This window comes from Sphingomonas sp. NPDC019816, assembly GCF_050274375.1.
GTDB lineage: Bacteria > Pseudomonadota > Alphaproteobacteria > Sphingomonadales > Sphingomonadaceae > Sphingomonas.
Genome location: NZ_JBNNOB010000014.1, coordinates 21408 through 43061, shown reverse-complemented (window position 1 = coordinate 43061; position 21654 = coordinate 21408). Strand labels below are relative to the sequence as shown.

Annotated in this window: 21 protein-coding genes; 13 read left to right on the top strand and 8 right to left on the bottom strand. The window is 67.6% G+C overall.

What is annotated here, in order from left to right; all coding sequences use genetic code 11:
- From ACQKJZ_RS03720 to ACQKJZ_RS03705, 4 genes are all read right to left on the bottom strand, one after another.
- Window positions 1-609 (bottom strand): aspartate-semialdehyde dehydrogenase (locus ACQKJZ_RS03720; RefSeq protein WP_427730019.1); only part of this gene is annotated, 609 nt, incomplete at its 3' end.
- Between the two features lie 141 nt (window positions 610-750).
- On the bottom strand, window positions 751-1035 hold the full coding sequence (locus tag ACQKJZ_RS03715; RefSeq protein WP_427730018.1) for a GIY-YIG nuclease family protein: 285 nt from the start codon (window positions 1033-1035) through the stop codon (window positions 751-753).
- A 70-nt stretch (window positions 1036-1105) separates the two neighbouring features.
- Entirely contained in the window at window positions 1106-1822 is a 717-nt protein-coding gene (locus tag ACQKJZ_RS03710) for an MgtC/SapB family protein (RefSeq protein WP_427730017.1), read from the bottom strand.
- Window positions 1823-1965: 143 nt separating this feature from the next.
- The gene (locus ACQKJZ_RS03705; RefSeq protein WP_427730016.1) at window positions 1966-4221 is read right to left on the bottom strand and encodes a DPP IV N-terminal domain-containing protein; all 2256 of its coding nucleotides are present in this window, start codon (window positions 4219-4221) and stop codon (window positions 1966-1968) included.
- A 217-nt stretch (window positions 4222-4438) separates the two neighbouring features.
- Between ACQKJZ_RS03705 and ACQKJZ_RS03700 the strand changes: the two genes are divergently transcribed.
- The 3 genes from ACQKJZ_RS03700 to ACQKJZ_RS03690 all read left to right on the top strand — a co-directional run bounded on the left by ACQKJZ_RS03700 (window position 4439) and on the right by ACQKJZ_RS03690 (window position 6067).
- A complete protein-coding gene (locus tag ACQKJZ_RS03700) occupies window positions 4439-5092 on the top strand; it encodes a DUF6975 family protein (RefSeq protein ID WP_427730015.1) in 654 nt (217 codons plus the stop codon).
- 116 nt (window positions 5093-5208) lie between these two features.
- Window positions 5209-5754 (top strand): CHAP domain-containing protein, encoded by a 546-nt coding sequence (locus ACQKJZ_RS03695; RefSeq protein ID WP_312489641.1) that lies wholly within the window; start codon window positions 5209-5211, stop codon window positions 5752-5754.
- Between the two features lie 58 nt (window positions 5755-5812).
- Window positions 5813-6067, top strand: coding sequence for a hypothetical protein (locus tag ACQKJZ_RS03690; protein ID WP_427730014.1), 255 nt, complete (start codon window positions 5813-5815; stop codon window positions 6065-6067).
- Between the two features lie 3 nt (window positions 6068-6070).
- On the opposite strand, the gene ACQKJZ_RS03685 is transcribed toward ACQKJZ_RS03690, so the two are convergent.
- Window positions 6071-7165, bottom strand: a complete 1095-nt coding sequence (locus ACQKJZ_RS03685; protein WP_427730022.1) for an anhydro-N-acetylmuramic acid kinase — start codon at window positions 7163-7165, stop codon at window positions 6071-6073.
- A 118-nt stretch (window positions 7166-7283) separates the two neighbouring features.
- On the opposite strand from ACQKJZ_RS03685, the gene rimO reads away from it, so the two are divergent.
- Window positions 7284-8624: a 30S ribosomal protein S12 methylthiotransferase RimO gene (rimO, locus tag ACQKJZ_RS03680; protein WP_427730012.1), complete on the top strand. Its 1341-nt coding sequence runs from the start codon at window positions 7284-7286 to the stop codon at window positions 8622-8624.
- On the opposite strand, the gene ACQKJZ_RS03675 is transcribed toward rimO, so the two are convergent.
- Entirely contained in the window at window positions 8608-8997 is a 390-nt protein-coding gene (locus ACQKJZ_RS03675) for an MAPEG family protein (protein ID WP_427730011.1), read from the bottom strand. The two genes, rimO and ACQKJZ_RS03675, sit on opposite strands and share 17 nt — an antisense overlap.
- 348 nt (window positions 8998-9345) lie before the next feature.
- Here ACQKJZ_RS03675 and ACQKJZ_RS03670 point away from each other — a divergent pair, with 348 nt between their 5' ends.
- Window positions 9346-10746 (top strand): serine hydrolase domain-containing protein, encoded by a 1401-nt coding sequence (locus ACQKJZ_RS03670; RefSeq protein WP_427730010.1) that lies wholly within the window; start codon window positions 9346-9348, stop codon window positions 10744-10746.
- A complete protein-coding gene (locus ACQKJZ_RS03665) occupies window positions 10743-12122 on the top strand; it encodes a leucyl aminopeptidase family protein (RefSeq protein WP_427730009.1) in 1380 nt (459 codons plus the stop codon). The genes ACQKJZ_RS03670 and ACQKJZ_RS03665 overlap by 4 nt, the downstream gene beginning before the upstream one ends.
- A 248-nt stretch (window positions 12123-12370) precedes the next feature.
- Here the strand turns inward: ACQKJZ_RS03665 and tpiA are convergent, their stop codons facing one another.
- The gene (gene tpiA / locus ACQKJZ_RS03660) at window positions 12371-13117 is read right to left on the bottom strand and encodes a triose-phosphate isomerase (protein WP_427730008.1); all 747 of its coding nucleotides are present in this window, start codon (window positions 13115-13117) and stop codon (window positions 12371-12373) included.
- 134 nt (window positions 13118-13251) lie between these two features.
- Between tpiA and ACQKJZ_RS03655 the strand changes: the two genes are divergently transcribed.
- The gene (locus ACQKJZ_RS03655; protein ID WP_427730007.1) at window positions 13252-15198 is read left to right on the top strand and encodes a SurA N-terminal domain-containing protein; all 1947 of its coding nucleotides are present in this window, start codon (window positions 13252-13254) and stop codon (window positions 15196-15198) included.
- Window positions 15185-16702, top strand: coding sequence for an anthranilate synthase component I (gene trpE, locus ACQKJZ_RS03650; protein WP_427730006.1), 1518 nt, complete (start codon window positions 15185-15187; stop codon window positions 16700-16702). The genes ACQKJZ_RS03655 and trpE overlap by 14 nt, the downstream gene beginning before the upstream one ends.
- A 216-nt stretch (window positions 16703-16918) precedes the next feature.
- On the opposite strand, the gene ACQKJZ_RS03645 is transcribed toward trpE, so the two are convergent.
- Window positions 16919-17353: a hypothetical protein gene (locus ACQKJZ_RS03645; protein ID WP_312490172.1), complete on the bottom strand. Its 435-nt coding sequence runs from the start codon at window positions 17351-17353 to the stop codon at window positions 16919-16921.
- Between the two features lie 181 nt (window positions 17354-17534).
- On the opposite strand from ACQKJZ_RS03645, the gene ACQKJZ_RS03640 reads away from it, so the two are divergent.
- The 5 genes from ACQKJZ_RS03640 to ACQKJZ_RS03620 are packed head-to-tail and all read left to right on the top strand — an operon-like array spanning window position 17535 to window position 21610.
- Window positions 17535-18149, top strand: coding sequence for an anthranilate synthase component II (locus ACQKJZ_RS03640; RefSeq protein WP_427730005.1), 615 nt, complete (start codon window positions 17535-17537; stop codon window positions 18147-18149).
- Complete coding sequence (gene trpD / locus ACQKJZ_RS03635) at window positions 18146-19141, top strand: anthranilate phosphoribosyltransferase (protein ID WP_427730004.1); 996 nt, start codon at window positions 18146-18148, stop codon at window positions 19139-19141. The genes ACQKJZ_RS03640 and trpD overlap by 4 nt, the downstream gene beginning before the upstream one ends.
- A complete protein-coding gene (trpC, locus tag ACQKJZ_RS03630) occupies window positions 19138-19914 on the top strand; it encodes an indole-3-glycerol phosphate synthase TrpC (RefSeq protein WP_427730003.1) in 777 nt (258 codons plus the stop codon). The genes trpD and trpC overlap by 4 nt, the downstream gene beginning before the upstream one ends.
- The gene (moaC, locus tag ACQKJZ_RS03625) at window positions 19911-20378 is read left to right on the top strand and encodes a cyclic pyranopterin monophosphate synthase MoaC (RefSeq protein WP_427730002.1); all 468 of its coding nucleotides are present in this window, start codon (window positions 19911-19913) and stop codon (window positions 20376-20378) included. Before trpC ends, moaC begins: the two co-directional genes overlap by 4 nt.
- Before the next feature lie 47 nt (window positions 20379-20425).
- Window positions 20426-21610, top strand: coding sequence for a molybdopterin molybdotransferase MoeA (locus tag ACQKJZ_RS03620; RefSeq protein ID WP_427730001.1), 1185 nt, complete (start codon window positions 20426-20428; stop codon window positions 21608-21610).
- Window positions 21611-21654 lie beyond the last annotated feature (44 nt).

Here is a 21654-nt window from a genome sequence, read left to right as displayed (position 1 = left end):
GTCGATGTGCGGGATCACGTTGAAGGCGATCTGCTTGGTGAACTTCTTCGGCTCGGCGGGGTCGCCGACGAAGATGTTGCGGCTCTGCTCGAACAGCTCATCCATGCCCGCCTTGCCCGCGCCCGACACCGACTGATAGGTCGCGACGACGACGCGCTTGATCGTCGCCCTGTCGTGCAGCGGCTTGAGCGCCACGACCATCTGCGCGGTCGAACAGTTGGGGTTGGCGATGATGTTCTTGGCCGTATAGCCGTCGATCGCGTCGGGGTTCACCTCCGGCACGATCAGCGGCACGTCGGGGTCCATGCGATAGAGCGACGAATTGTCGATCACGACGCAGCCGGCGGCGGCGAATTTGGGGGCATAGATTTTGGTCGCGTCAGATCCGATCGCGAACAGCGCCATGTCCCAGCCGGTGGGATCGAAATGCTCGATATTCTTGATGGTGAGCATCTTGCCCGTCTCACCATATTCGATCTGGTCGCCCTGGCTGCGCGACGAGGCGACGACCGCCAGTTCGTCGATCGGAAATTCCCGCTCCGCCAGAATGTTGATCATTTCCCGGCCGACATTGCCCGTCGCCCCGGCGACCACCACGCGATAACCCATTAAACCCTCCACTCGGAAGCGTGAGCCGGTAGCGTCATTGCGCGGACGCGTCCACCAACTTTGCGAAAAGTGCGCGTTTGGTAAGGCCAAGCGGGGGTTTAGGGGGGACCGTCGCCCCAGCGAAGGCTGGGGCCTCCCGTCTCACGCCAATCGGCCGAAAAGATCGTCCCAATCCGGATTGATGCTCTCGATCAGCCGAACTTTCCACGTTCGCTTCCACGCCTTCATCGCCTTCTCGCGCGCGATCGCATCATCGATGCGGCCATGTTCTTCGGCATAGACCAGCCGGTGCAAGCCATAACGTCGGCAGAACTCAGCGCCGGTGTCCGTGCGGTGCTGGTGAACGCGCGCAGCCAGATGGGCGGTCACGCCGATGTAAAGCACACCGTTCGGTCTGTTGGTCATGATGTAGACCCAGCCTGCCATCGTTCAGCCCATGCGAAGAAAGGCCCCAGCCTTCGCTGGGGCGACGGATTGAAGGGATGGGGTGGGGCCGTCAATCATGCGTGCTGGCGGCCCAGGTCGCGTGGGTGATGCCGTGGACGGTCTGGAAATGGTCGGTGATGCGGTCGAGTTCGCCCGCCTCGACGATGGTGCTGGTCAGCGTGGCGGCGACCGTCACCTGATCCTCGCCCAGTTCCTCCGTCTCCAGTTCGCCGACCGGCAGGCCGGCGCGCTCGAGATGTTCGACCAGCATGTCGCCGACCGGGCCGGCCTGCGCGGCGCTGGTGGTCAGGCTGACCGAATAGGTCGCCTCGACATGCCGTCCCTCGACCGGGATGCGGTTGATCGCGTCGACCAGCGGGCGCAGCGCGGTGTTGGCGAGCAGCACGACGCCGGTCAGCAGCACCGCTTCGGCCACCATGTCGCTGCCCGCGATCGCGCCGACCGCCGCCGAGCACCATAAGGTCGCGGCGGTGTTCAGCCCGCGGACGTTCATCCCCTCCTTCATGATGACGCCCGCGCCCAGGAATCCTATCCCTGAGACGACATAGGCGATGATGCGGATCGACTCGACATCGCCGCTCAGCCGCTGGCCCAAATCCACGAACGCCGCGGCGCCGATCGCGACCAGCGCATTGGTGCGCAGGCCCGCGGTCCGCTGGCGGTACTGCCGCTCCGCGCCGATGACGGTGCCGAGGATGAAGGCGGTCAGATAGCTGACCAGCGTGTCGAGGAACGGCCAGAGATGGAAGGTCTTCAGGAATGCCATATGCAGGCTCCTAAATCCTCCCCGTTACGGGGAGGTGGCAGCGCGTCAGCGCTGACGGAGGGGGCGTGCCACATAGGTCAGCCTTCGCGGCAAGCCCCCTCCACCAGCTCCGCTGGTCCCCCTCCCCGTACCGGGGAGGATCATTACTTCGCCGGCTTGTCCTTCACCGTCCGGTCGAGGAAGTTCAGGATCGTGTGCCACAGATGCTGTGAAATACCCGGCCCGCCGACACGGTGGGTCTGCCCCGGATAGAGCATCATCTCGAACGGCGTGTCGGTCTTCTGCATCTCGGCGGCGAAGGCGGTGGCATTGTCGAGGAAGACGTTGTCGTCCGCCATGCCGTGGATCAGCATCAGCGGATCGCGGATCTTCGCCGCATCGGTGATCGCTTGCGACGTCGCATAGCTTTGCGGGTCGGTACGTGGGTCACCCAGATAGCGCTCGGTATAATGGGTGTCGTATAGCTGCCAGTCGGTGACCGGCGCGCCCGACACGGCGGCGGCATAGACGCCCGGCGTCTTCTCCAGCATCTTGATCGACATATAGCCGCCGTACGACCAGCCATAGGTCGCGATGCGCGCGGGATCGACAAAGGGCAGCGTCTTCAGATAATTCGCCCCCGCCAGCTGATCGGCGACCTCGACGGTGCCCATCGCGTGGTAGATGTGATCCTCGAACGCCTTGCCGCGATTATACGATCCGCGATTGTCGATCTGGAAGAAGATCCAGCCCTGATCGACCAGATATTGCGGCAGCGCGCCCTGCCAGCCGCGCGTCACCTGCTGACCGGTGCCGGGGCCGCCATAATGCTGGAAGAACACGGGGTAGCGCTTGCCCGGTTCCAGCTTGGGGGTAATCATCTCCCAATAGAGCGTCGTGCCGTCATCGGCCTTGATCGTGCCGAACTTGGTTTCGCGGTGGCTGGCGAGATAGGGCGCATAGGGGTGCCCGGCGACAATCGCATTCTCGTTGATCCAGTTCAGCCGCTTGCCCGTCGTATCGGCGAGATAGATCTGTGTCGGCTGGGTCGGGCTGGAGCGCGAGACGATGAAGCGGCTGGCGGAAGAGTCCATCGACGCGCTGTTGGTATAGCCGCGCTCGGTCAGGCGGGTAACGACGTTCGGCTGCGCGATGTCGACCGCGTAGAGATGCTGTTCGAGGACATCGTCCTTCAGCCCGGTGAAATAGAGCCGCCCCTTCGCTTCATCGACGCCGACGAGATTGGTGACGACCCACGGCCCCTTGGTCAGCTGCGTCCACTGGCCGTTCGCGAAGCGATAGAGATGGCCATAGCCGTCGCGCTCCGACCGCCAGATCAGGCTGCCGTCCTTCATCGGGCGATAAGCGTCGGACAGGTTCAGCCAGCTGCGATCGCCGGAACGCTCGGTGAAGAGCACCGTCGACTTGCCCGTCTTGGGATCGACGCGCAGCATGTCGAGCGTCTTCTGGTCGCGGCTTTCCCGCTGGACCAGCATCGCCGAGCCGTCGGGCGTCCAGTCGACACGCGCCAGATAGATGTCCGGGTTGGTGCCGAGATCGACCTTCACCCGGCCCGAACCGTCCGCCTTCATGACGTACAGGTCGACCAGCGCATTGGGCGTGCCCGCCGCCGGATAGCGCTGTTCATAGACCTTGGTGCCCGCCGCACCAATCGCGGCGCGCACCGCGACCTTGACCGGTGCCTCGTCGAACCGCTCGACCGCGATGTAGCGCTCGTCGGGGCTCCACCAATAGCCGGTGAAACGGTGCATTTCCTCCTGCGCGACGAACTCCGCCTCGCCGAAATGGACGGTGCCGCCGCCCTCCTTGGTCAGCGCGCGCGCCTCGCCGCCGGCCAAGGGCATGGCCCAGAGATTCTGGTCGCGTACGAAGCTGACATAGCCGCCCTTGGGGCTGACGATCGGGTTCAGCTCGCCGCCTGGCGTGTTGGTCAGGCGGCGGACCTGCCCGTCCAGCCCGGCGAGATACAGGTCGCCGTCCAGCGGGACCAGGATCGACTTGCCATCGGGGGCCCAGTCATAGGCGACGATGCCCTTCGACCCGCCGATACGCGCACGCTCGCGCTGCATCTTCTCGGCCTCGGACAATTCCGCGCCGGAGCCGACCTTCTTGGAGTCGACCAGCATCCGCTCCTCGCCGGTGCGGGTATCGCGCGCCCAGAGGTCCAGCCGCTCCTTCTCATCGGCGCGCGGGCGCAGCGAGGTGAGCAGCGTGCCGTCGGGCGACAGGCGCAGGCCGCGCGGCTGCGACCCCGACAGGTCCGGGCTGCCGAACACCCGCGCCAGCGTCAGGTCGCCTGCCTTCTCATTCCGCTCAGCGGCCATCGCCGGCACCCCCGATCCGATCGCGATCGAGGCCCCGACCGAAGCCAGCGCCAGACCAAGCACCCATTTGCGCATCCATAGCACTCCAAACCATCGTTCGCCGGTCATTCCGGCCTATGGCGCGCGTTATCGCGGCCGTGCCGTCATCCGTAAAGCGGCATCCTGGGCCAGGAATGTCGCGCCGCGCGGATATTCGTAAACCCGGCATTAACGAAAAGCCGATAGGACCGACGATCGGGAGCATAAGGGCGGCGCACCTCCCCTCGCGGTCGGGAGGCTTATCGGAACGGACATGACGATCACGGCAGCATTCGACATCCAGCATGACCGGCGCGGGGATATCGACGCGATCCTGGCGCGGCTGGGCAGCGCGGGGCATCCGCATGTCCAGGCGCTGCTGATGCCGCAGGCGCTGCTGCACGACCTGACCGACGCGGTGCATGCGTTGTGCGCGGTGCATGGCAATCATCCCAGCATGATCGACTATGCGATGGCGCGCGGTATCCAGATCGAAACGCTGCCCTGGCTGATCCGTTCGTCCAACGCCTTTGCGCATGAACGCGCCTTTCTCGCCAACCTGACCTCAGCCGCCGGCCCGCTTCCCTCCACCCCCGGACAGGCGCAGGCTGATGCCGCGCTGACCCAGCTGCGCCACACGCTGGAGATGCTTGCCAATTCCGACCGGCGCGGCTGCGCGACGGGTGCCGTCTCCGCCCTCATCCTCGACTGGCAGGCGATCCGGCAATTGCTGGACCATGCCGCGAACCGCTTCGGGATCGAGGCGCCGCCCGAAATGCTGCCCGATCCGATCCGGCGCGAAACCGATGGCGACGATCCCGCGCTGGGCATCGCCCGTGCGCGCGGGTTCGGCGCGACGCAATTGCTCAACCAGCATCGCGGCATGTGGGAATTGCTCGAAGCCCGCGCCAGCGCGCGTCGGGGATAGGGCATGACGCGGCGTACCCTCGACCGGGCGTACGCGAGGCACCGTTCGCCGGCTTGCCTGGCCGTTAACCATATCGAGCAGGCCCGAGTTAATCCCCGAAAATCACTATGGTGGGCATGAAAGGCATCGTTCCCCCCGTAACTTTGTCACTCTGCGCCGTGGCGATCGCCTCGCCCGCCCCCGCGCGCTCGCTGCTCGATTATGTCGGGCAATGCGTACCCTTCGCCCGGCAGGCGTCGGGTATCGCGATCTATGGCGACGCCTGGACCTGGTGGGGACAGGCGGAGGGGAAATATCCGCGCGGCCATACGCCGCAGGTCGGCGCCGTGGTCGTCTTCGCCAAGACCAGCCGCCTGCCGCTGGGCCATGTCGCGGTGGTCAGCCGGGTGGTCGAGGACCGAGTGCTGATGCTGACCCACGCCAATTGGTCGATCCAGAATGGCGAGCGCGGCCACGCCGAACAGGACGTGACCTTGTTCGACGTCTCTCCCAACAATGACTGGAGCAATGTCCGCGTCTGGTTCCGCGACTCGGATGGCCTGGGCAGCTCGACCTACCCGCTTTACGGCTTCATCTACGGCAAGGGCCGCACCGCGCCCGAGCTGACCAGCGAAAAGCCCGATTATGTCGGCGCGCTGATCGACGCCTATGTCGCGCGCTGATTGCTGGAAACCTCGATAAGGCATGGTCTGACGGCCGTTGCCTGGGAGGAGAATGGCGATGATGATGCTGGTGGCGTGGCTGACCCTGTCGACCATCGGTGAGGATGTGCTGAACACCATGCCGACGCATGGTAAGCCCCTGGCCCGTTGCACGCCGCATGCTGACCAGGTGGCCAGCCCCGCCCCGACGAAGGGCGGCCTTCGCAAGCTCAACGAAATGCCCGCCGTCGAGCCGCATCTGGCGGTGCTGCGCAGCGTCGATGGCTGCCCCGTGCCCGTCAAGGTCCGCGCCGAGGTCACCCCGCGCCGCTGATCCTCATGCGACGGCGGGGCGGTGAATGACGCCGCCGGTCATCGGCTTGGGTACGCCGGTCGTCCCCGGAAAGCTGATCGGCAGGTCGCACAGGCGGCGCACCGCCATATAGGCGAAACCCTCCGCCTCCAGCGCGTCGCCGTTCCAACCGAGCGTATCGGTCGGCTCGGGCGTCAGGCCCGTTTCGGCGGCGATCATCGCCAGCATCGTCGCATTGTGCCGGCCGCCGCCGGCGACCAGCAGTCGCTCCGGCCGCTCCGGCAGATGGTCGAGCGCGCGCGCCACCGTCCGTGCGGTAAAGGCGGTCAGAGTGGCGGCACCGTCCGCCGCCGACAGCCCCCGCGCCGGCTGGATGGTGAAGTCGTTGCGGTCGAGCGACTTGGGCGGCGCGAGGTCGAACCAGTCATTGTCCATCATCGTGTCGAGCACGGTCGGCTCGACCCGCCCCGCCCCCGCCAGCGCGCCGCCGGCATCGAAACGCTGCCCCGCCTCGGCCTCCATCCAGTGATCGATCAGCCCGTTGGCCGGCCCCGTGTCGAAGGCGACCAGCGCGCCGTCGCGCCCGATCCAGGTGATATTGGCCACCCCGCCCAGATTGAGCAGCGCGACCGGCCGCGCCAGTCCGGCGGCGAGCGCGGCGTGATAGATCGGGATCAGCGGCGCCCCCTGCCCGCCCGCGGCGACATCGGCGGACCGGAAATCGCCGACCACGGTGATCCCGGTCGCCTCCGCCAGCGCCTGTCCATCGCCGATCTGCCAGGTCCAGCCGCGATCGGGGCGGTGCGCCACCGTCTGGCCGTGAAAGCCGATGACGTCCACCGCCTCCGCAGCCAGCCCGGCATCGCGCAGCAGCTTCTGCACGACCATCGCATGAGTGCGCACGATCAGGTCGCTGGCGGCCACGATCGGCGGGCTGGCGCGCGGCCGCTCGAAGGTCAGCGCCAGCGCGGTCGCCTCGGCCAGTTCGGCGCGGGCGGCATCCGAATAGGCTTCGGTGCGAAAGGCGACGGGACGTACCTGGCCCTCGCCATCGGTTTCGATCAGTGCGGCATCCACCCCGTCGAGCGAGGTCCCCGACATCAATCCGATCGCCAGCATCACGCCCAACCCTTGTGAATTTACGCCTCTCATGCCGGGATCGCGGCGGCCTGTCGACCACATGGCGCAAGCGCATCTGGAAAAGCGGTGCGTTTTGCACTATGTGCGCGCGCATCCCATGGCAACCAAACTCCCCACTCCGCCGCGCGTCGGCATGGTCTCGCTCGGCTGTCCCAAGAATCTGGTCGACAGCGAACGCATCCTGACCCAGCTTCGCGCCGATGGCTATCAGATGTCGCCCGACTATGCCGGCGCGGACGTCGTACTCGTCAACACCTGCGGCTTTCTCGACTCCGCCAAGGAGGAAAGCCTGGAGGCGATTGGCGAGGCGATCAAGGAGAACGGTCGCGTCATCGTAACGGGGTGCATGGGCAAGGAAGCCGAGGCGATCCGCACCCGCTTCCCGGACGTGCTGGCGATCACCGGCGCGCATGAATATGAGCAGGTGGTGGAGGCGGTCCACGCCGCCGCGCCCGCCAATTTGTCGCCCTATATCGACCTGATTCCCGACGCCGGCCTGAAGCTGACGCCGCGTCATTACAGCTATCTGAAGATTTCGGAGGGCTGCAACCACCGGTGCAGCTTCTGCATCATCCCCAGCCTGCGCGGCGATCTGGTCAGCCGCCGCCCCGACGCGATCCTGCGCGAGGCGGAGAAGCTGGTCGCCGCGGGCACGCGCGAACTGCTGGTCATCAGCCAGGACACCTCGGCCTACGGCATCGACATCCGCAAGGAGCCGCGGATGTGGAAGGGGCAGGAGGTCGTGCCGCACATGACCGACCTCGTCCGCGAACTGGGCAAGATAGCGCCGTGGGTACGCCTCCATTATGTCTATCCCTATCCGCATGTGGATCAGGTGATCCCGCTGATGGCGGAAGGACTGGTACTGCCCTATCTGGACATTCCGTTCCAGCATGCCGCGCCGTCGGTCCTGCGCCGTATGAAGCGTCCCGGCAACGACGCCAAGGTGTTGCAACGCATCCACCAGTGGCGCGACATCTGCCCCGACATTGCGATCCGCTCGACCTTCGTCGTGGGTTTCCCGGGGGAAACCGAGGAGGACTTCGAATACCTCCTCGACTGGCTGGACGAAGCCCAGCTCGACCGGGTCGGCGCCTTCCGCTTCGAACCCGTCGAGGGTGCCGCCGCCAACGCGCTGCCCGATCACGTCCCGGAGGAGGTGAAGGAGGAGCGTTACGCGCGGATTATGGCGAAGACCGCCGCCATCTCCGCCGCCAAGCTGGCCGCCAAGGTCGGCCGCACCCTGCCCGTCATCATCGACGCGGTCGACGAGGACGGTGGTGCTACCGGCCGTAGCCAGGCCGACGCGCCCGAGATCGACGGCGAGGTCTTCCTGCGCGATGCCGGCCATCTAAGCGTCGGCGACATCGTGAAGGTCGCAATCGAGGACGCCGACGAGCACGACCTGTACGGCGTCCCCGTTACAGGAAACGGATAAGCATCATCACCAGTCCGGCCATCGAAACCAGATAGGCAAGCGACCGTACATAGCGGACGCCGAAGATGTACAGCGGGACATAGGCGACCCGCGCGAGGAACCACACCCACGCGCCGGTCGCCGCCAATCCGCCGCTCTGGCCCGTCACCGCCAGCCCCAGCGCCAGCGCGATGAAGACGGGCCAGGTCTCGCGAAAATTGGCCGAGGCACGCTCGGCCCGCCCGGCATAGGGGCCAAGCGGTGCCGGCGTTCCATCCCGCGGCCCGGCGTTCCAGCCGATCCCCCGGTCGAGCGTCGCCAGCTGCGATTGCAGGGCGATATGGACGAACAGCAGAATGATCGACCAGCCGAGGATCGTCAGTTCGGTCGTCATTTGCCCTTACCCTTCACTCCACCCCGGCGCAGGCCGGGAGTCCCATGCCATAGCGGTTCCAACGCAAAGCATCGCGACTGGACCCCGGACTCCGCCGGGGTGGCAAAGAAATTCACTCCCCAACCCCCGTTCAGCCTGAGCGTAGTCGAAGGCCAAGGGAAACCCTCTCCACGCCAACCACTAATCCAATGTGGCGGACGTGCCGGCGTGGCCTTCGACTTCGCTCAGGCTGAACGGAGGGTGGGATGATTTCGCAAAAGCCGTTCAGGCGGAGCGTAGTGGAAGCTCACACCCCCAACACCCCGCACCCCGTTGCACCGCCCCGCCAAACCTGCTTCCTTGAGCGCCATGAGATACCCCCATTTGCTGGCGGCGATCGCGTTCATCGCCCCCGCCCCGTTGCTTGCCCAGGCGCTGACCCCCGCCGAGACCCGGACGATCGATGCGCTGGTGACGAAGACGCTGGCCGATACCGGCGTTCCCTCCGCCTCGATCGCGGTGGTGCGTGGCGGCAAGACCGTGCTCGCCAAGGCGTATGGCAAGCAGTTCGAGGGGCAGAAGGGGCCGGCCGATCCGACCCTGCCCTATCAGATCGCCTCTGTGTCCAAGCAGTTCACGGCCGCCGCCGTCCAGTTGCTGGCGGACGAGGGCAAGCTGTCGCTCGATGACACGGTCGGCAAATACATTCCCGGCATCACCGGTGGCGACACGATCACCATCCGCCAACTGCTCAGCCACACCTCGGGCCTGCGCGATTACTGGCCGCAGGATTACAGTTTCAAGGCGATGGCGACCCCGACCACGCCGCAGGGCATCGTCGACCGCTGGGCCAAGGCGCCGCTCGACTTCGCGCCGGGCACCCAGTGGCAATATTCCAATACCGGCTATGTCGTCGCCGGCATGATCGTGGAGAAGGTCTCCGGCCAGCCGCTGCTCGAGTTCCTCCAGGCGCGCGTATTCCGCCCGCTCGGCATCCGCGCGCTGGATCAGGACAAGGCGATCGGGCCGGGCTTCCCGCAGGGCTATCTGCGCCATGCGCTGGGTCCCGTCCGGGTCGAGACGCCGGCCGCGCCCGGCTGGCTCTATGCGGCGGGCGAACTCGCCATGTCGCCGCAGGATCTGGCCAAATGGGACATCGCCCGGATGAACCGCACCCTGCTGCCGGCCAAGCTCTGGGCCGAGCAGGAGACGCCGATCAATCTGACCAACGGCACCAGCACCGGCTATGGCCTGGGCGTCGGGATCGGCACGAAGGATGGTCGTCGCATCGTCGAGCATAGTGGCGAGGCGGTCGGCTTCCTGACCGAGAATATCGTCTATCCCGAGGACAAGGCGGCGATCGTCGTCGCGGTCAACGCCTGGTTCGCCGATGCGCAGGGCCGCATCGCCAAGGGGATCGCCGACGTCATCCTGCCCCAGCCCCAGGCGAGCAATCCCGACGCCGCCGCGCTCGACCGGACGAAGCAGGTCTATGCCCAGTTGCAGGCCGGGCGGCTGGACCGCGCGCTGCTGACCGAGGATGCGGCCTATTATTTCACCCCGGCGACCATCACCGATTACCGGACCAGCCTGTCACCGCTGGGCGCGCCGAGCAAGATCGAGCAGGTCGGCCAGACACGGCTGCGCGGCGGTTTCGTCAATCGCTCGTACCGCGTCAGCTATCCGACCCGGACCCTGCGGATCAGCACCTATGCCGAGCCGGGTGTTCAGGGCCGCATCGAACAATTTCTGGTAAGCCCCGTCGAATGAACGATTTCTCCGCTCTGCTTCAACCCGATCGTGGCCAGCCCGCGCAGTCCGTCACCGTCCTGACCGCCGATGGCTTTCCCGCGTGGCTGACCCGCCAGTCCGCCGCCACCCGCGCGCTGGCGACGGCGCAGCGTTTTGCGGCCAAGCCCGACACACATCTGCTCGTGCCGCATGGTGACGGCATCGCGGTCATCGCGGGTGTCGCCGATCCCGCCTCGCCCTGGGCGCTCGCCAAGCTCGCCGAGAGTCTGCCGGCGGGCACCTATCGCCTCGACGGGGCAGCGGTCGGCGCCAATGCGCTGGGCTGGCTGCTCGGCCAATATCGCTTCACCCGCTATCGCAAGGGCGAGACGATTGGCGACCGCGTGCTGCTGACCGGCGACGTCGCGCATCGCGACGAGATCGTGCGCATCGCTTATGCGACCGCACAGGTGCGTGACCTGGTCAATACCGGTGCGGGCGATCTCGGCCCGGCGGAGCTGGAAACGGAGGCCCGCGATCTCGCGCAGCGTCATGGCGCCAGTGTGACGGTGACGGCCGGCGAGGCGCTCGCCCGCGACTATCCGATGATCCACGCGGTCGGCCAGGCTGCGATCCGCGAGCGCGCGCCCCGGCTGATCGAGCTGCATTGGGGCGATCCCGCCCATCCGCGCATCGCCATCGTCGGCAAGGGGGTGTGCTTCGACACCGGCGGCCTCGACATCAAGCCGTCTGCCGGCATGCGCCTGATGAAGAAGGACATGGGCGGCGCGGCGCATGCGCTATCGCTGGCCGGACTGGTCATGGCGGCCGGGCTTCCGGTGCGGCTGCACCTGCTGATCCCGGCGGTCGAGAATGCGGTGTCGGGGGCGTCCTTCCGCCCTGGCGACGTGCTGCGGACTCGCAAGGGCCTGACGGTCGAGAACACCAATACCGATGCCGAGGGGCGCCTGATCCTGGGCGACGCGCTGACCCGCGCGGGCGAGGACAACCCCGAGCTGATCCTCGATTTCGCGACCCTGACTGGCGCGGCGCGCGTGGCATTGGGTCCTGACCTGCCGCCGCTGTTCACCGATGACGAGAGGCTAGCGGCCGATCTGCTCGCGGCGGCGGCCAGCGAGCGAGACCCCGTGTGGCGCCTGCCGCTCTGGGACGGCTATGACGAGATGCTGAAGTCGGACATCGCCGACATGGTCAACGCCCCCGATGGCGGCTTTGCCGGCGCGATCACCGCTGCGCTGTTTCTGCGCCGCTTCGTGCCCAGGGACACGGCCTGGGCGCATCTTGACGTGTTCGCGTGGCGGCCTTCGGGTAAGCCGGGGCGGCCCAAGGGCGGTGACGCCTATGCGTTACGTGCGGCATACCGGATGTTGAAGGGGCGGTATTCGGGGATTTGAGGCGTGGCCTTCGACTACGCTCAGGCTGAACGGAGGTTGGGGGGTGAGGCCAAACAGCCGTTCACGCTGAGCGAAGTCGAAGCGCACGCCCAGCCCTCACCCTAACTGCACAACCCCGTCCGGCGTTTGGAGTGAACGCCGGGGCGTAGCCTACGACTACGCTCAGGCGGAACGGAGATTGGGGGTGGGACCAAACAGCCGTTCCCGCTGAGCGAAGTCGAAGCGCACGCCCCGCCCTCACCCCGGGCTCACAACCCCGCCGCCGCCTCGATGATCGGTACGAACTTCGCCGCCGTCAGGCTGGCACCGCCGACCAGCGCGCCGTCGACATTCTCGACCGCCAGCAGCGTCGTGGCATTGTCGCCCGTCACCGAGCCGCCATACAAAATCCGCACCCCGTCCGCTGCATCGCCGATCAGCATGCGCAGCTTGGCGCGCGCGATGGCGTGGATGCTGGCGATCTCCTCCACGGTCGGCGTCCGCCCCGTGCCGATCGCCCAGCGCGGTTCATAGGCGAGCGTGAACCAGCTGCCCTCCGCATTGTCGGGCACCGACTTCTCGATCTGCGCCTGCACCACCCGTTCGGCGCGGCCGGCATTGCGCTCAGCCTCGGTCTCGCCGCAGCACAGGATGACGTGCAGACCGTTGCGATGCGCCGCCGCCGCCTTGGCCCAGGCATCCTGGCTGGTCTCGCCCTGGTCCGCGCGGCGTTCGGAATGGCCGACGATGGTGAAGCGCGCGCCCGCCTCCTTCACCATGCCCGCCGAGACGCAGCCGGTATGCGCACCCGAATCGCGCTCATGCACGTCCTCCGCGCCGATCGACAGGTCCGGCACGCGCTCGGCCGCCGCAGTGATCAGCGTGAAGGGCACCGCCATCGCTACATCGACCTGCGGAGCCGCCTTCGCCGCCGCCGCGATGGCGTCCAGCTCGGCCAGGGCCGCGCGCGAGCCGTTCATCTTCCAATTGCCCGCCACCAGTTTGCGCCGTGCCATTTCAAAGGCTCCCATGAGTCGACTGTTATACGTGTTCAACACCGATAGCGGATCGCGCGCGCGGCACAAGCTTGATGCGGGCGCGCCGTCCCCCTAAAGCACATCCGTTTTTATCCCTTGCCGATCGGTCGTCCATGCTCAGCTTCTTCCGCCGGATCATCAATTCCAAGGCCGGCGTCATCGTGACCTTCATCGTGCTCGGCGTCATCGCGATCGCCTTTGCCGCTGGTGACGTGTCCAACGTCGCGGGTATGGCCGGCGGGCTGACCGGCTCGACCGTCGCCAAGGTCGGCGACGCCAAGGTTACCGTCGACGACCTGCGCACCGCCGCGCAGAACGAGGTCGCCGCCTATCGTCAGGAACAGCCGACGCTCGACATGGCGCAGTTTATCGCCGCCGGCGGGTTCGAGGGCGTGTTGCAGCGGGAGGTCACCGGCCTTTCGCTTGAACAGTTCGGCAAGGACCAGGGCATGGTCGTCTCGCGCCGGCTGATCGACGGACAGATCGCCTCGATCCCCGCCTTTCGCGGCCCCAATGGCCAGTTCGATCCGGCGCTGTATCAACAGCTTCTGGCGCAGCGGAAGATGACCGACGCGCAGGTCCGCACCGACCTGCAGCGCACGCTGTTCGCGCAGCAGCTGACCGTGCCGACGATCGGTGCGACCCAGATGGCGACGCAGATGGCGTTGCCCTATGCCTCGCTGCTCCTCGAAAAGCGGCAGGGCGAGGTCGGCTATATCCCGACCCGTCTGGTCGGTGCCGGTGCCGCGCCGAGCGATGCCGACATCCAGACCTTCTATACGCGCAACGTCCAGCGCTACACCCTGCCGGAGCGTCGCGTGGTGCGTTATGCGCTGGTGACCCCGGCGTCGGTCGCGGCCCAGTCCGCCCCGACCGATGCGGAGATCGCCCGCTATTACCAGACCAATGCCGCGCGCTATGCCGCGACCCAGAAGCGCGACATCACCCAGGTGATCGTCGCCGATCAGGCGGGTGCCAATGCGCTGGCGGCGCGTGCCAAGGGTGGCACCAGCCTGGCCGATGCGGCGCGCGCCGCCGGGCTGGAAGCCTCTGTCCAGAAGGGCGTCGACAAGGCGACCTATGCCACCCAATCCTCGCCCGCCGTCGCCGATGCGGTGTTCGGCGCGGCGCAGGGAGCGGTTATCGGCCCGGTGCGGGGGCCGCTCGGCTTCGTGGTGGCACGCGTCGACGCGGTAACCCAGGTTCCGGGCAAGACGCTGGCCCAGGCGCGGCCCGAGATCGTGACCGAGCTGACCAAGCAGAAGCAGGCCGCCGCATTGGGTGAGACCCGCAACGCGATCGAGGACTCGCTGTCCGGTAACGCGACCTTCGACGAGGTCGTCGCCGACCGCAAATTGCAGGCGCAGACCACCCCGGCGGTCACCGCGCAGGGCGCCGCGCCCGAGGCCCCCGCCTTCCAGCCGACGCCCGAACAGCGCGCGATGATCACCGCCGCCTTCACCGCCGAGGAAGGCGACGCGCCGCAGATCGTACCGGTCGGCGAGGATGGCGGCTTCGCGGTGGTCGGCGTCGGACAGATCCAGCGCGCCGCCCCGCGTCCGCTGGCGCAGGTCCGCCAACAGGTTATCGCCGACCTGACCGCCGACCGTGCCCGCGCCGCCGCGCGCAAGCTCGCCAATGCCGTCCTTGCCAAGGTGAACAAGGGCATGCCGATGGCGCAGGCGCTGAAGGAAACCGGGCTGGCGGTGCCGCCGGTCCGCCCGATCGCCGCGTCGCGCCGCGACCTCGCCGCCGCGCAGAACACGCCTGCCGCCGCGCCGCTCGCGCTGCTGTTCTCGATGCCGCAGGGCAAGGCCAAGACGCTGGAAGCCCCGGCCAATGAGGGCTGGTACATCATCCGCGCGACGAAGATCGATGCGGGCAATGCCACCGGCAACACCGCCGCGATCCAAGCTGCGCGCCAGGACATCGGCCGCCTGATCGGCCGCGAATATGTCGCGCAGTTCGCGCGCGCCGTGCGCGACACGGTCGGCGTGAAGACCGATCCCAAAGCGGTGGCCAAGGTGCGCTCGGAGCTGCTGAACAATGGGAGCAACTAAGCCCCGCACCGACGACGCCGCGATCGCCCAGCTTGAGGCGGGTCGGCCGGCGCTGATCTGGCGTCGGCAGATCGCCGACACCGAAACGCCGGTCGCCGCCGCGCTGAAGCTGATCGAGCCGGGGCGCGGCGACTTCCTGCTCGAATCGGTCGAGGGCGGTGCGACGCGCGGGCGCTACAGCCTGATCGGCCTTGCCCCCGATCTGGTGTTCCGCGCGCATGGGCATGCGGCGGCGATCAACCGTCGCTGGGCGACCGATCGCGAGGCGTTCGAGCCCAGCGCCGCGCCGACGCTGGAGGCGCTGCGCCAGCTGGTGGCCGAATGTCGCGCCGATGTGCCCGAGGGACTGCCCGCCGCGCTCGCCTGCCTGGTCGGCTATTTCGGATATGAGACGGTCGGCCTGGTCGAGACGCTGCCCCAGCCGGCGAGCGATCCGCTCGGCCTGCCCGACATGATCTTCGTGCGCCCGACGGTGATCCTGGTGTTCGACCGGCTGGCCGATGCGCTGTACCTGGTCGCCCCCGTCTGGCCGGGTGCGGACGTCGATCCCGCGAGGGCGGTTGCCGAGGCGCAGGACCGGCTGGACGCCACCGCCGCACGACTGGCCTCGACGCCTCTGCCCGCGCCGGTTCGCGCCGAGCTGGACGAGCCCGCTTATACCCCCGCCCTGCCCGCCGGCCGCTATGGCGAGATGGTGGCGCGCGCGAAGGACTATATCGTCGCGGGCGATATTTTTCAGGTGGTGCTGGCGCAGCGTTTTTCCGCGCCCTTCGCGCTACCGCCGTTCGAGCTGTATCGCAGCCTGCGTCGGATCAACCCGTCGCCCTTCCTCTATCATCTCGACCTGCCGGGCTTCGCACTGATCGGGTCCAGCCCCGAAATTCTGGTGCGCGTTCGCGATGGCGAGGTAACGATCCGCCCGATCGCCGGCACCCGTCCCCGGGGCAAGACGGCCGCCGAGGACATGGCGAACCGCGACGGCCTGCTCGCCGACCCCAAGGAACGCGCCGAGCATCTGATGCTGCTCGACTTGGGCCGCAACGATGTCGGTCGCGCGGCGCAAGCCGGGAGCGTGCGGGTCACCGACAGCTACACGGTCGAGTTCTACAGCCATGTGATGCACATCGTGTCCAACGTCGTCGGTCGATTGGCGGACGACAAGGACGCGCTCGACGCGCTGTTCGCTGGCTTCCCCGCCGGCACGGTCAGCGGCGCGCCCAAGGTGCGCGCGTGCCAGATCATCGCCGAGCTGGAACCGGAGCGGCGCGGCGCCTATGCCGGCGGCGTCGGCTATTTCTCGCCCGACGGCTCGATGGACTCGTGCATCGTGCTCAGGACCGCCGTGGTCAAGGACGGCACCATCCATGTCCAGGCGGGCGCCGGTATCGTCGCCGACAGCGACCCTGCCTATGAGCAGCGCGAATGCGAGGCCAAGGCGGGCGCGATGCTGGCGGCGGCGCGCGACGCGGTGGCACGGGCGGGCGAAGGCGGTTTCGGGCAGTAAGCTACGGGGTGGGTGTGCTCGGGGGGCGGCATCGCCCGCTGCGAGAATTTCCATTCCGCACTGTTCCCCCGCGAAGGCGGGGGCCCAGTTCTCTTTTAGGACGCAATTATCAGCGGGCCCGCTTTCACAATAACCCGACAAAGACACTGGGCCCCCGCTTTCGCGGGGGAACGGCGGACTTACTGGGTTTCGGTTGGCAAACTCTCAGCGCCCCGCTTACTCTCCATCGGCCGCCGGTGGCGTCGCCTCCGCCCGGCGGGCGCGGCGTTCGGCCTGATATTGCTGGTTCCACATCATGCTGCATCCGCTCTGGCCGCCCGTGCCCACCGGCGAGCAGGTATCGGGGATGCCCCCCGCCACACGTCCGACCTGATCGATCGTCGCCGCGCGGTTGACCCAGCTCTGGTTCTGGGCGGGAATAGGGCGATCGTCGCGCAGGGCCTTGGGGATGCGATACGGTTCGTCGTCGCGGCCGCACACCACTACTTCATCGGCGGTGCTCTCCGGGCACTTCTGGTCACCGGTCAGCGTGACGTTGCGCACCCGCTTGGGCGGTTGACCGGTCGCGGCCTGCTGATCCTGCGGCGTCGCCTGGGCAAGGGCGCCCCCGGAGGACAAGAGCAGGGCGGCGATCAGAGCGGCACGAACCATGGCAACGGGACTCCTTTGACATCCTAACGTCAGACACGGCGCATGGCTCCATGCTGAATGACCTGCCCAGACGCCCGCATTCGGGCAGAATTACGGCCGCCCGCCTACCCGTGGCCCCGCCACCTGACCCATGGGTCAAGCGGGGCGTTGCACCGCCCGCGCGATCGTTTATGGCGGGGGAATGATCCTGGTCGTCGACAATTACGACAGCTTCACCTGGAACCTCGTCCATTATCTTCAGGAATTGGGCAGCGAGGTGGAGGTGGTGCGCAACGATGCGATCTCGGCGGGGCAAGCGCTCTCGTCGGGGGCGCAGGCTTTTCTCATTTCCCCCGGCCCCTGCACGCCGACCGAGGCCGGCGTCAGCCTGGACCTGGTCGCCGCCGCCGCCGATGCCGGCCGGCCGCTGCTGGGCGTGTGCCTGGGCCATCAGGCGATCGGCCAGCATTTCGGCGGGCTGGTCCAGCGTGGCGGGCTGATGCACGGCAAAACCTCGCCGGTGCTGCATGACGGGACCGGGCTGTTCCGCGGCCTCCCCTCGCCCTTCACCGCAACGCGCTATCACTCGCTGATCGTCAACGATGTGCCGGACGATCTGGTCGTCAACGCGCGCGCCGAGGACGGGACGGTGATGGGCTTCCGGCACCAGACGCTGCCGATCCACGGCGTGCAGTTCCACCCCGAAAGCATCGCCACCGAATATGGCCATGCGATGCTCGCCAATTTCCTGCGCGAGGCGGGCGTGGCGCATGACCTGCCCGAACGGCTGCGCCCCCCGGTCGGACACGCCGCGTGACGACCATCGCGCTCCTGCCCGATACGATCAGCCCGTTGTCGCGCGAAAGCGCGGCGGCGGCCTTTTCCGACATTCTCGACGGGCGCGCTGATGACGAGGCCATCGCCGCCTTCCTGATCGGCCTGACCGAACGCGGCGAAACCTCGATCGAGATCGCCGAGGCCGCACGCGCCATGCGCCAGCGGCTGATCCCCATCGAAGCGCCCGCCGGCACCATCGACGTCTGCGGCACGGGTGGCGACGGGCATCATACGCTCAACGTCTCGACCGCCGTATCGCTGGTCGTCGCCAGCCTGGGCGTGCCGGTCGCCAAGCATGGCAATCGCGCCGCTTCGTCCAAGGCGGGGGCCGCCGACACGCTGGAGGTGCTGGGCCTCGACATGCAGCGCGCCGGCGAGATGGCACAGGCCAGCCTGACGGATATCGGCATCGCCTTTCTTTTCGCCGCCAACCACCATCCCGCCATGGCGCGGATCACCCCCATTCGGAAACGGATCGCGCGGCGCACCATCTTCAACCTGATGGGGCCGCTCGCCAATCCGGCGCATGTCGGGCGGCAGCTGATCGGTATCGCCCGCCCCGATTATGCGACCGTCTATGCCGAGGCGCTGGAGCAGTTGGGGGCAGAGGCGGCCTTGGTCGTCTCGGGCGAGGAAGGGCTGGACGAACTGTCCGGTGCCGGTCCCAGCATCACCGTATCGGTCGGCCAGGTCGACGCGCCCCGCACGATCACGCCCGAGGATGCCGGGCTGCCCCGTCATCCCATCACCGCCATTCGCGGCGGCGACGCGCGGCACAATGCCGAGGCGCTTCGCCGTCTGCTCGCCGGAGAGCCGGGCGCCTATCGCGACGCGGTTCTCCTCAATGCCGCAGCCGCGCTGCTGGTCGCCGGGCATAGCGCCGATCTGGCCCAGGGGGCCGTGGCCGCCGCCCGCGCGATCGACAGTGGCGGGGCCGCAGCACTTCTCGATCGATGGATTGCCTACCGATGACGATGCTCGACCGCATCCTGGAAACCAAGCGCGCCGATGTCGCCGCGCGCAAGGCGACCATGTCGCACGCCGATCTCGATGCCCGGATCGCGAACGTATCGAAGCCGCGTGGCTTTCGTGCCGCGCTCGAGGCCAAGACCGGCCATGCGCTGATCGCCGAGGTCAAGAAGGCCAGCCCGTCCAAGGGGCTGATCCGCGCCGATTTCGATCCCCCCGCCCATGCTCGCGCCTATGAGGCGGGCGGCGCCGCCTGTCTGTCTGTGCTGACCGACGAGCGCTGGTTCCAGGGGGCCGACGCCTATCTGGAACAGGCCCGCGCCGCCGTGTCGATCCCGGTGCTGCGCAAGGACTTCATGGTCGATCCGTGGCAGGTGCATGAATCGCGGGCGCTGGGCGCCGACGCGATCCTGATCATCGTCGCCGCGCTCGACGATTCGCAGATGCAGGAGATCGAGGCAGCCGCCATCGACTGTGGCATGGACGCGCTGGTCGAGGTGCACGACGCCGCCGAGATGGAGCGCGCCACACGGCTCAAGTCACGGCTGATCGGGGTGAACAACCGTGATCTCAGGGACTTCTCGGTCGATTTTCAGCGTACCTATGATCTGATCGCGCACGCCCCCGCCGGTGCGACCTTCGTCGCCGAAAGCGGGCTGACCAGCCGCGCCGATCTCGATGCGATGGCCGAGCATGGCATTCGCTGCTTCTTGATCGGCGAGGCACTGATGCGGCAGCATGACGTCGAGGCGGCCACCCGCGCGCTGGTCGGATGACGGGCCTTACCCATCTCGACAACGAGGGTTCGGCCCGCATGGTCGATGTCGGGGCCAAGACCGTTACCCAGCGTCAGGCGGTCGCGCGGGGGCGGATCACGATGACCCCTGACGCCGCCGCTGCGATCGCTGCCGGCAGCGTCCAGAAAGGCGATGTGCTGGCCGTCGCGCGGGTGGCGGGGATCATGGCGGCCAAGAAGACCAGCGACCTGATCCCGCTGTGCCACCCGCTGCCGCTGAGCAAGGTCGAGATCGATCTCGCGCTCGACGACACCGGCGTGACCGTCACGGCGACCGCTGCGACCGCCGGGCAGACGGGCGTCGAGATGGAGGCGCTGACCGCCGTGTCGGCCACGCTCCTGACCGTTTACGACATGGCGAAGGCGCTGGATAAGCGCATGACGATAGGCGATATTCGCCTGTTGTCGAAGACGGGCGGTAAATCGGGCGACTGGCACGCCTGAGCCCCGGAACTTCAGGCGCGTCGGGTGCGTCCTTCGCGTCAACAGGAGTGACCGCCATTCTCTTACCCGTCGCCAAAGCCCAGCAGCGCCTGATCGCGCTGACGACCGATCGCCCCGTCACCCATGTCCCGTTGCGCGAGGCCGCCGGTCGCTGGGCCGCCGAGGATGTGCCCGCCCGCCGGACCCAGCCGGCGAGCGACCTGTCGGCGATGGACGGTTATGCGATCCGCTTCGCCGATATGCCCGGCCCCTGGACGGTGATCGGCGAAAGCGCGGCGGGGCGCCCCTTCCAGGGCCATGTCAGCTCGGGGCAGGCGACCCGCATCTTCACCGGCGCCGCGCTTCCCGAGGGCACGGACACGGTGCTGGTGCAGGAAGAGGCCGCGCGCGACGGTGACCGATTGATCCTGGCCGGCGAAGGACCGGCGCATCAAGCGCGTAATGTCCGCCGCAAGGGGCTGGACTTCACCACCAGCGACCGGCTGATCAAGGCTGGCGAGCGGCTGACCCCGGCACGGATCGCGGTGGCGGCAACGGGCGGCCATGCCACCCTGCCCGTTCGCCCGCGCGTTCGCGTCGCCATCGCCGCCACGGGCGACGAACTTGTCGCGCCGGGGGCGGGCGATCTCGCCGCCCTGCCCGAATCCAATGGCGCGATGCTGGCGGCGATGCTGGCCGACTTGCCGGTCGACATCATCGACCTGGGGATACTGCCCGACAATCTCGATCGGCTGCGCGAAGCCTTTGCTGGTGTAGATGCCGATCTGCTGGTTACCACGGGTGGCGCCTCGGTGGGCGATCACGATCTGGTCCAGCCCGCGCTCAAGGCGGCGGGGGGCAGCATTGATTTCTGGCGGATCGCGCTTCGGCCGGGCAAGCCGATGATGGCGGGCCGGCTGGGTCGCGCGGTGGTGCTGGGGTTGCCCGGCAATCCGGTGTCCGCCTTCGTCACCGCCATCCTGTTCGTCAAACCGCTGATCGCGCATCTGGCCGGCGCGGCCGATCCTTTTCCCGCGCCCATCCCCGCCGTACTAGGCGAGGATTTGGCCGCCAATGGGCCGCGCATCGACTATCTGCGCGCCGCGATGATTGACGGGCGCGTCCATGCCGCCGCCATTCAGGACAGCTCGATGCTGCTGACGCTTGCCCGTTCGACGTGCCTCGTCATCCGTCCACCGCATGCGCCGCCAGCCAACGCGGGCGACTCGGCGGAAATCCTGATGCTCGCTTGACGCAAGCCAAAACGTTCCATATAGGTTCCACGTCTGTTCTGGAC

Coding starts and splice junctions, on each gene's coding strand:
- ACQKJZ_RS03670 (WP_427730010.1), top strand. CDS start 9,346: ATGAGATACCCCCATTTGCTGGCGGCGATCGCGTTCATCGCCCCCGCC.
- ACQKJZ_RS03685 (WP_427730022.1), bottom strand. CDS start 7,165: ATGCTGGCGATCGGATTGATGTCGGGGACCTCGCTCGACGGGGTGGAT.
- ACQKJZ_RS03690 (WP_427730014.1), top strand. CDS start 5,813: ATGATGATGCTGGTGGCGTGGCTGACCCTGTCGACCATCGGTGAGGAT.
- ACQKJZ_RS03645 (WP_312490172.1), bottom strand. CDS start 17,353: ATGGTTCGTGCCGCTCTGATCGCCGCCCTGCTCTTGTCCTCCGGGGGC.
- ACQKJZ_RS03695 (WP_312489641.1), top strand. CDS start 5,209: ATGAAAGGCATCGTTCCCCCCGTAACTTTGTCACTCTGCGCCGTGGCG.
- tpiA (WP_427730008.1), bottom strand. CDS start 13,117: ATGGCACGGCGCAAACTGGTGGCGGGCAATTGGAAGATGAACGGCTCG.
- ACQKJZ_RS03640 (WP_427730005.1), top strand. CDS start 17,535: ATGATCCTGGTCGTCGACAATTACGACAGCTTCACCTGGAACCTCGTC.
- ACQKJZ_RS03700 (WP_427730015.1), top strand. CDS start 4,439: ATGACGATCACGGCAGCATTCGACATCCAGCATGACCGGCGCGGGGAT.
- ACQKJZ_RS03715 (WP_427730018.1), bottom strand. CDS start 1,035: ATGGCAGGCTGGGTCTACATCATGACCAACAGACCGAACGGTGTGCTT.
- ACQKJZ_RS03665 (WP_427730009.1), top strand. CDS start 10,743: ATGAACGATTTCTCCGCTCTGCTTCAACCCGATCGTGGCCAGCCCGCG.
- rimO (WP_427730012.1), top strand. CDS start 7,284: ATGGCAACCAAACTCCCCACTCCGCCGCGCGTCGGCATGGTCTCGCTC.
- trpC (WP_427730003.1), top strand. CDS start 19,138: ATGACGATGCTCGACCGCATCCTGGAAACCAAGCGCGCCGATGTCGCC.
- ACQKJZ_RS03675 (WP_427730011.1), bottom strand. CDS start 8,997: ATGACGACCGAACTGACGATCCTCGGCTGGTCGATCATTCTGCTGTTC.
- ACQKJZ_RS03705 (WP_427730016.1), bottom strand. CDS start 4,221: ATGCGCAAATGGGTGCTTGGTCTGGCGCTGGCTTCGGTCGGGGCCTCG.
- moaC (WP_427730002.1), top strand. CDS start 19,911: ATGACGGGCCTTACCCATCTCGACAACGAGGGTTCGGCCCGCATGGTC.
- ACQKJZ_RS03710 (WP_427730017.1), bottom strand. CDS start 1,822: ATGGCATTCCTGAAGACCTTCCATCTCTGGCCGTTCCTCGACACGCTG.
- trpE (WP_427730006.1), top strand. CDS start 15,185: ATGGGAGCAACTAAGCCCCGCACCGACGACGCCGCGATCGCCCAGCTT.
- ACQKJZ_RS03655 (WP_427730007.1), top strand. CDS start 13,252: ATGCTCAGCTTCTTCCGCCGGATCATCAATTCCAAGGCCGGCGTCATC.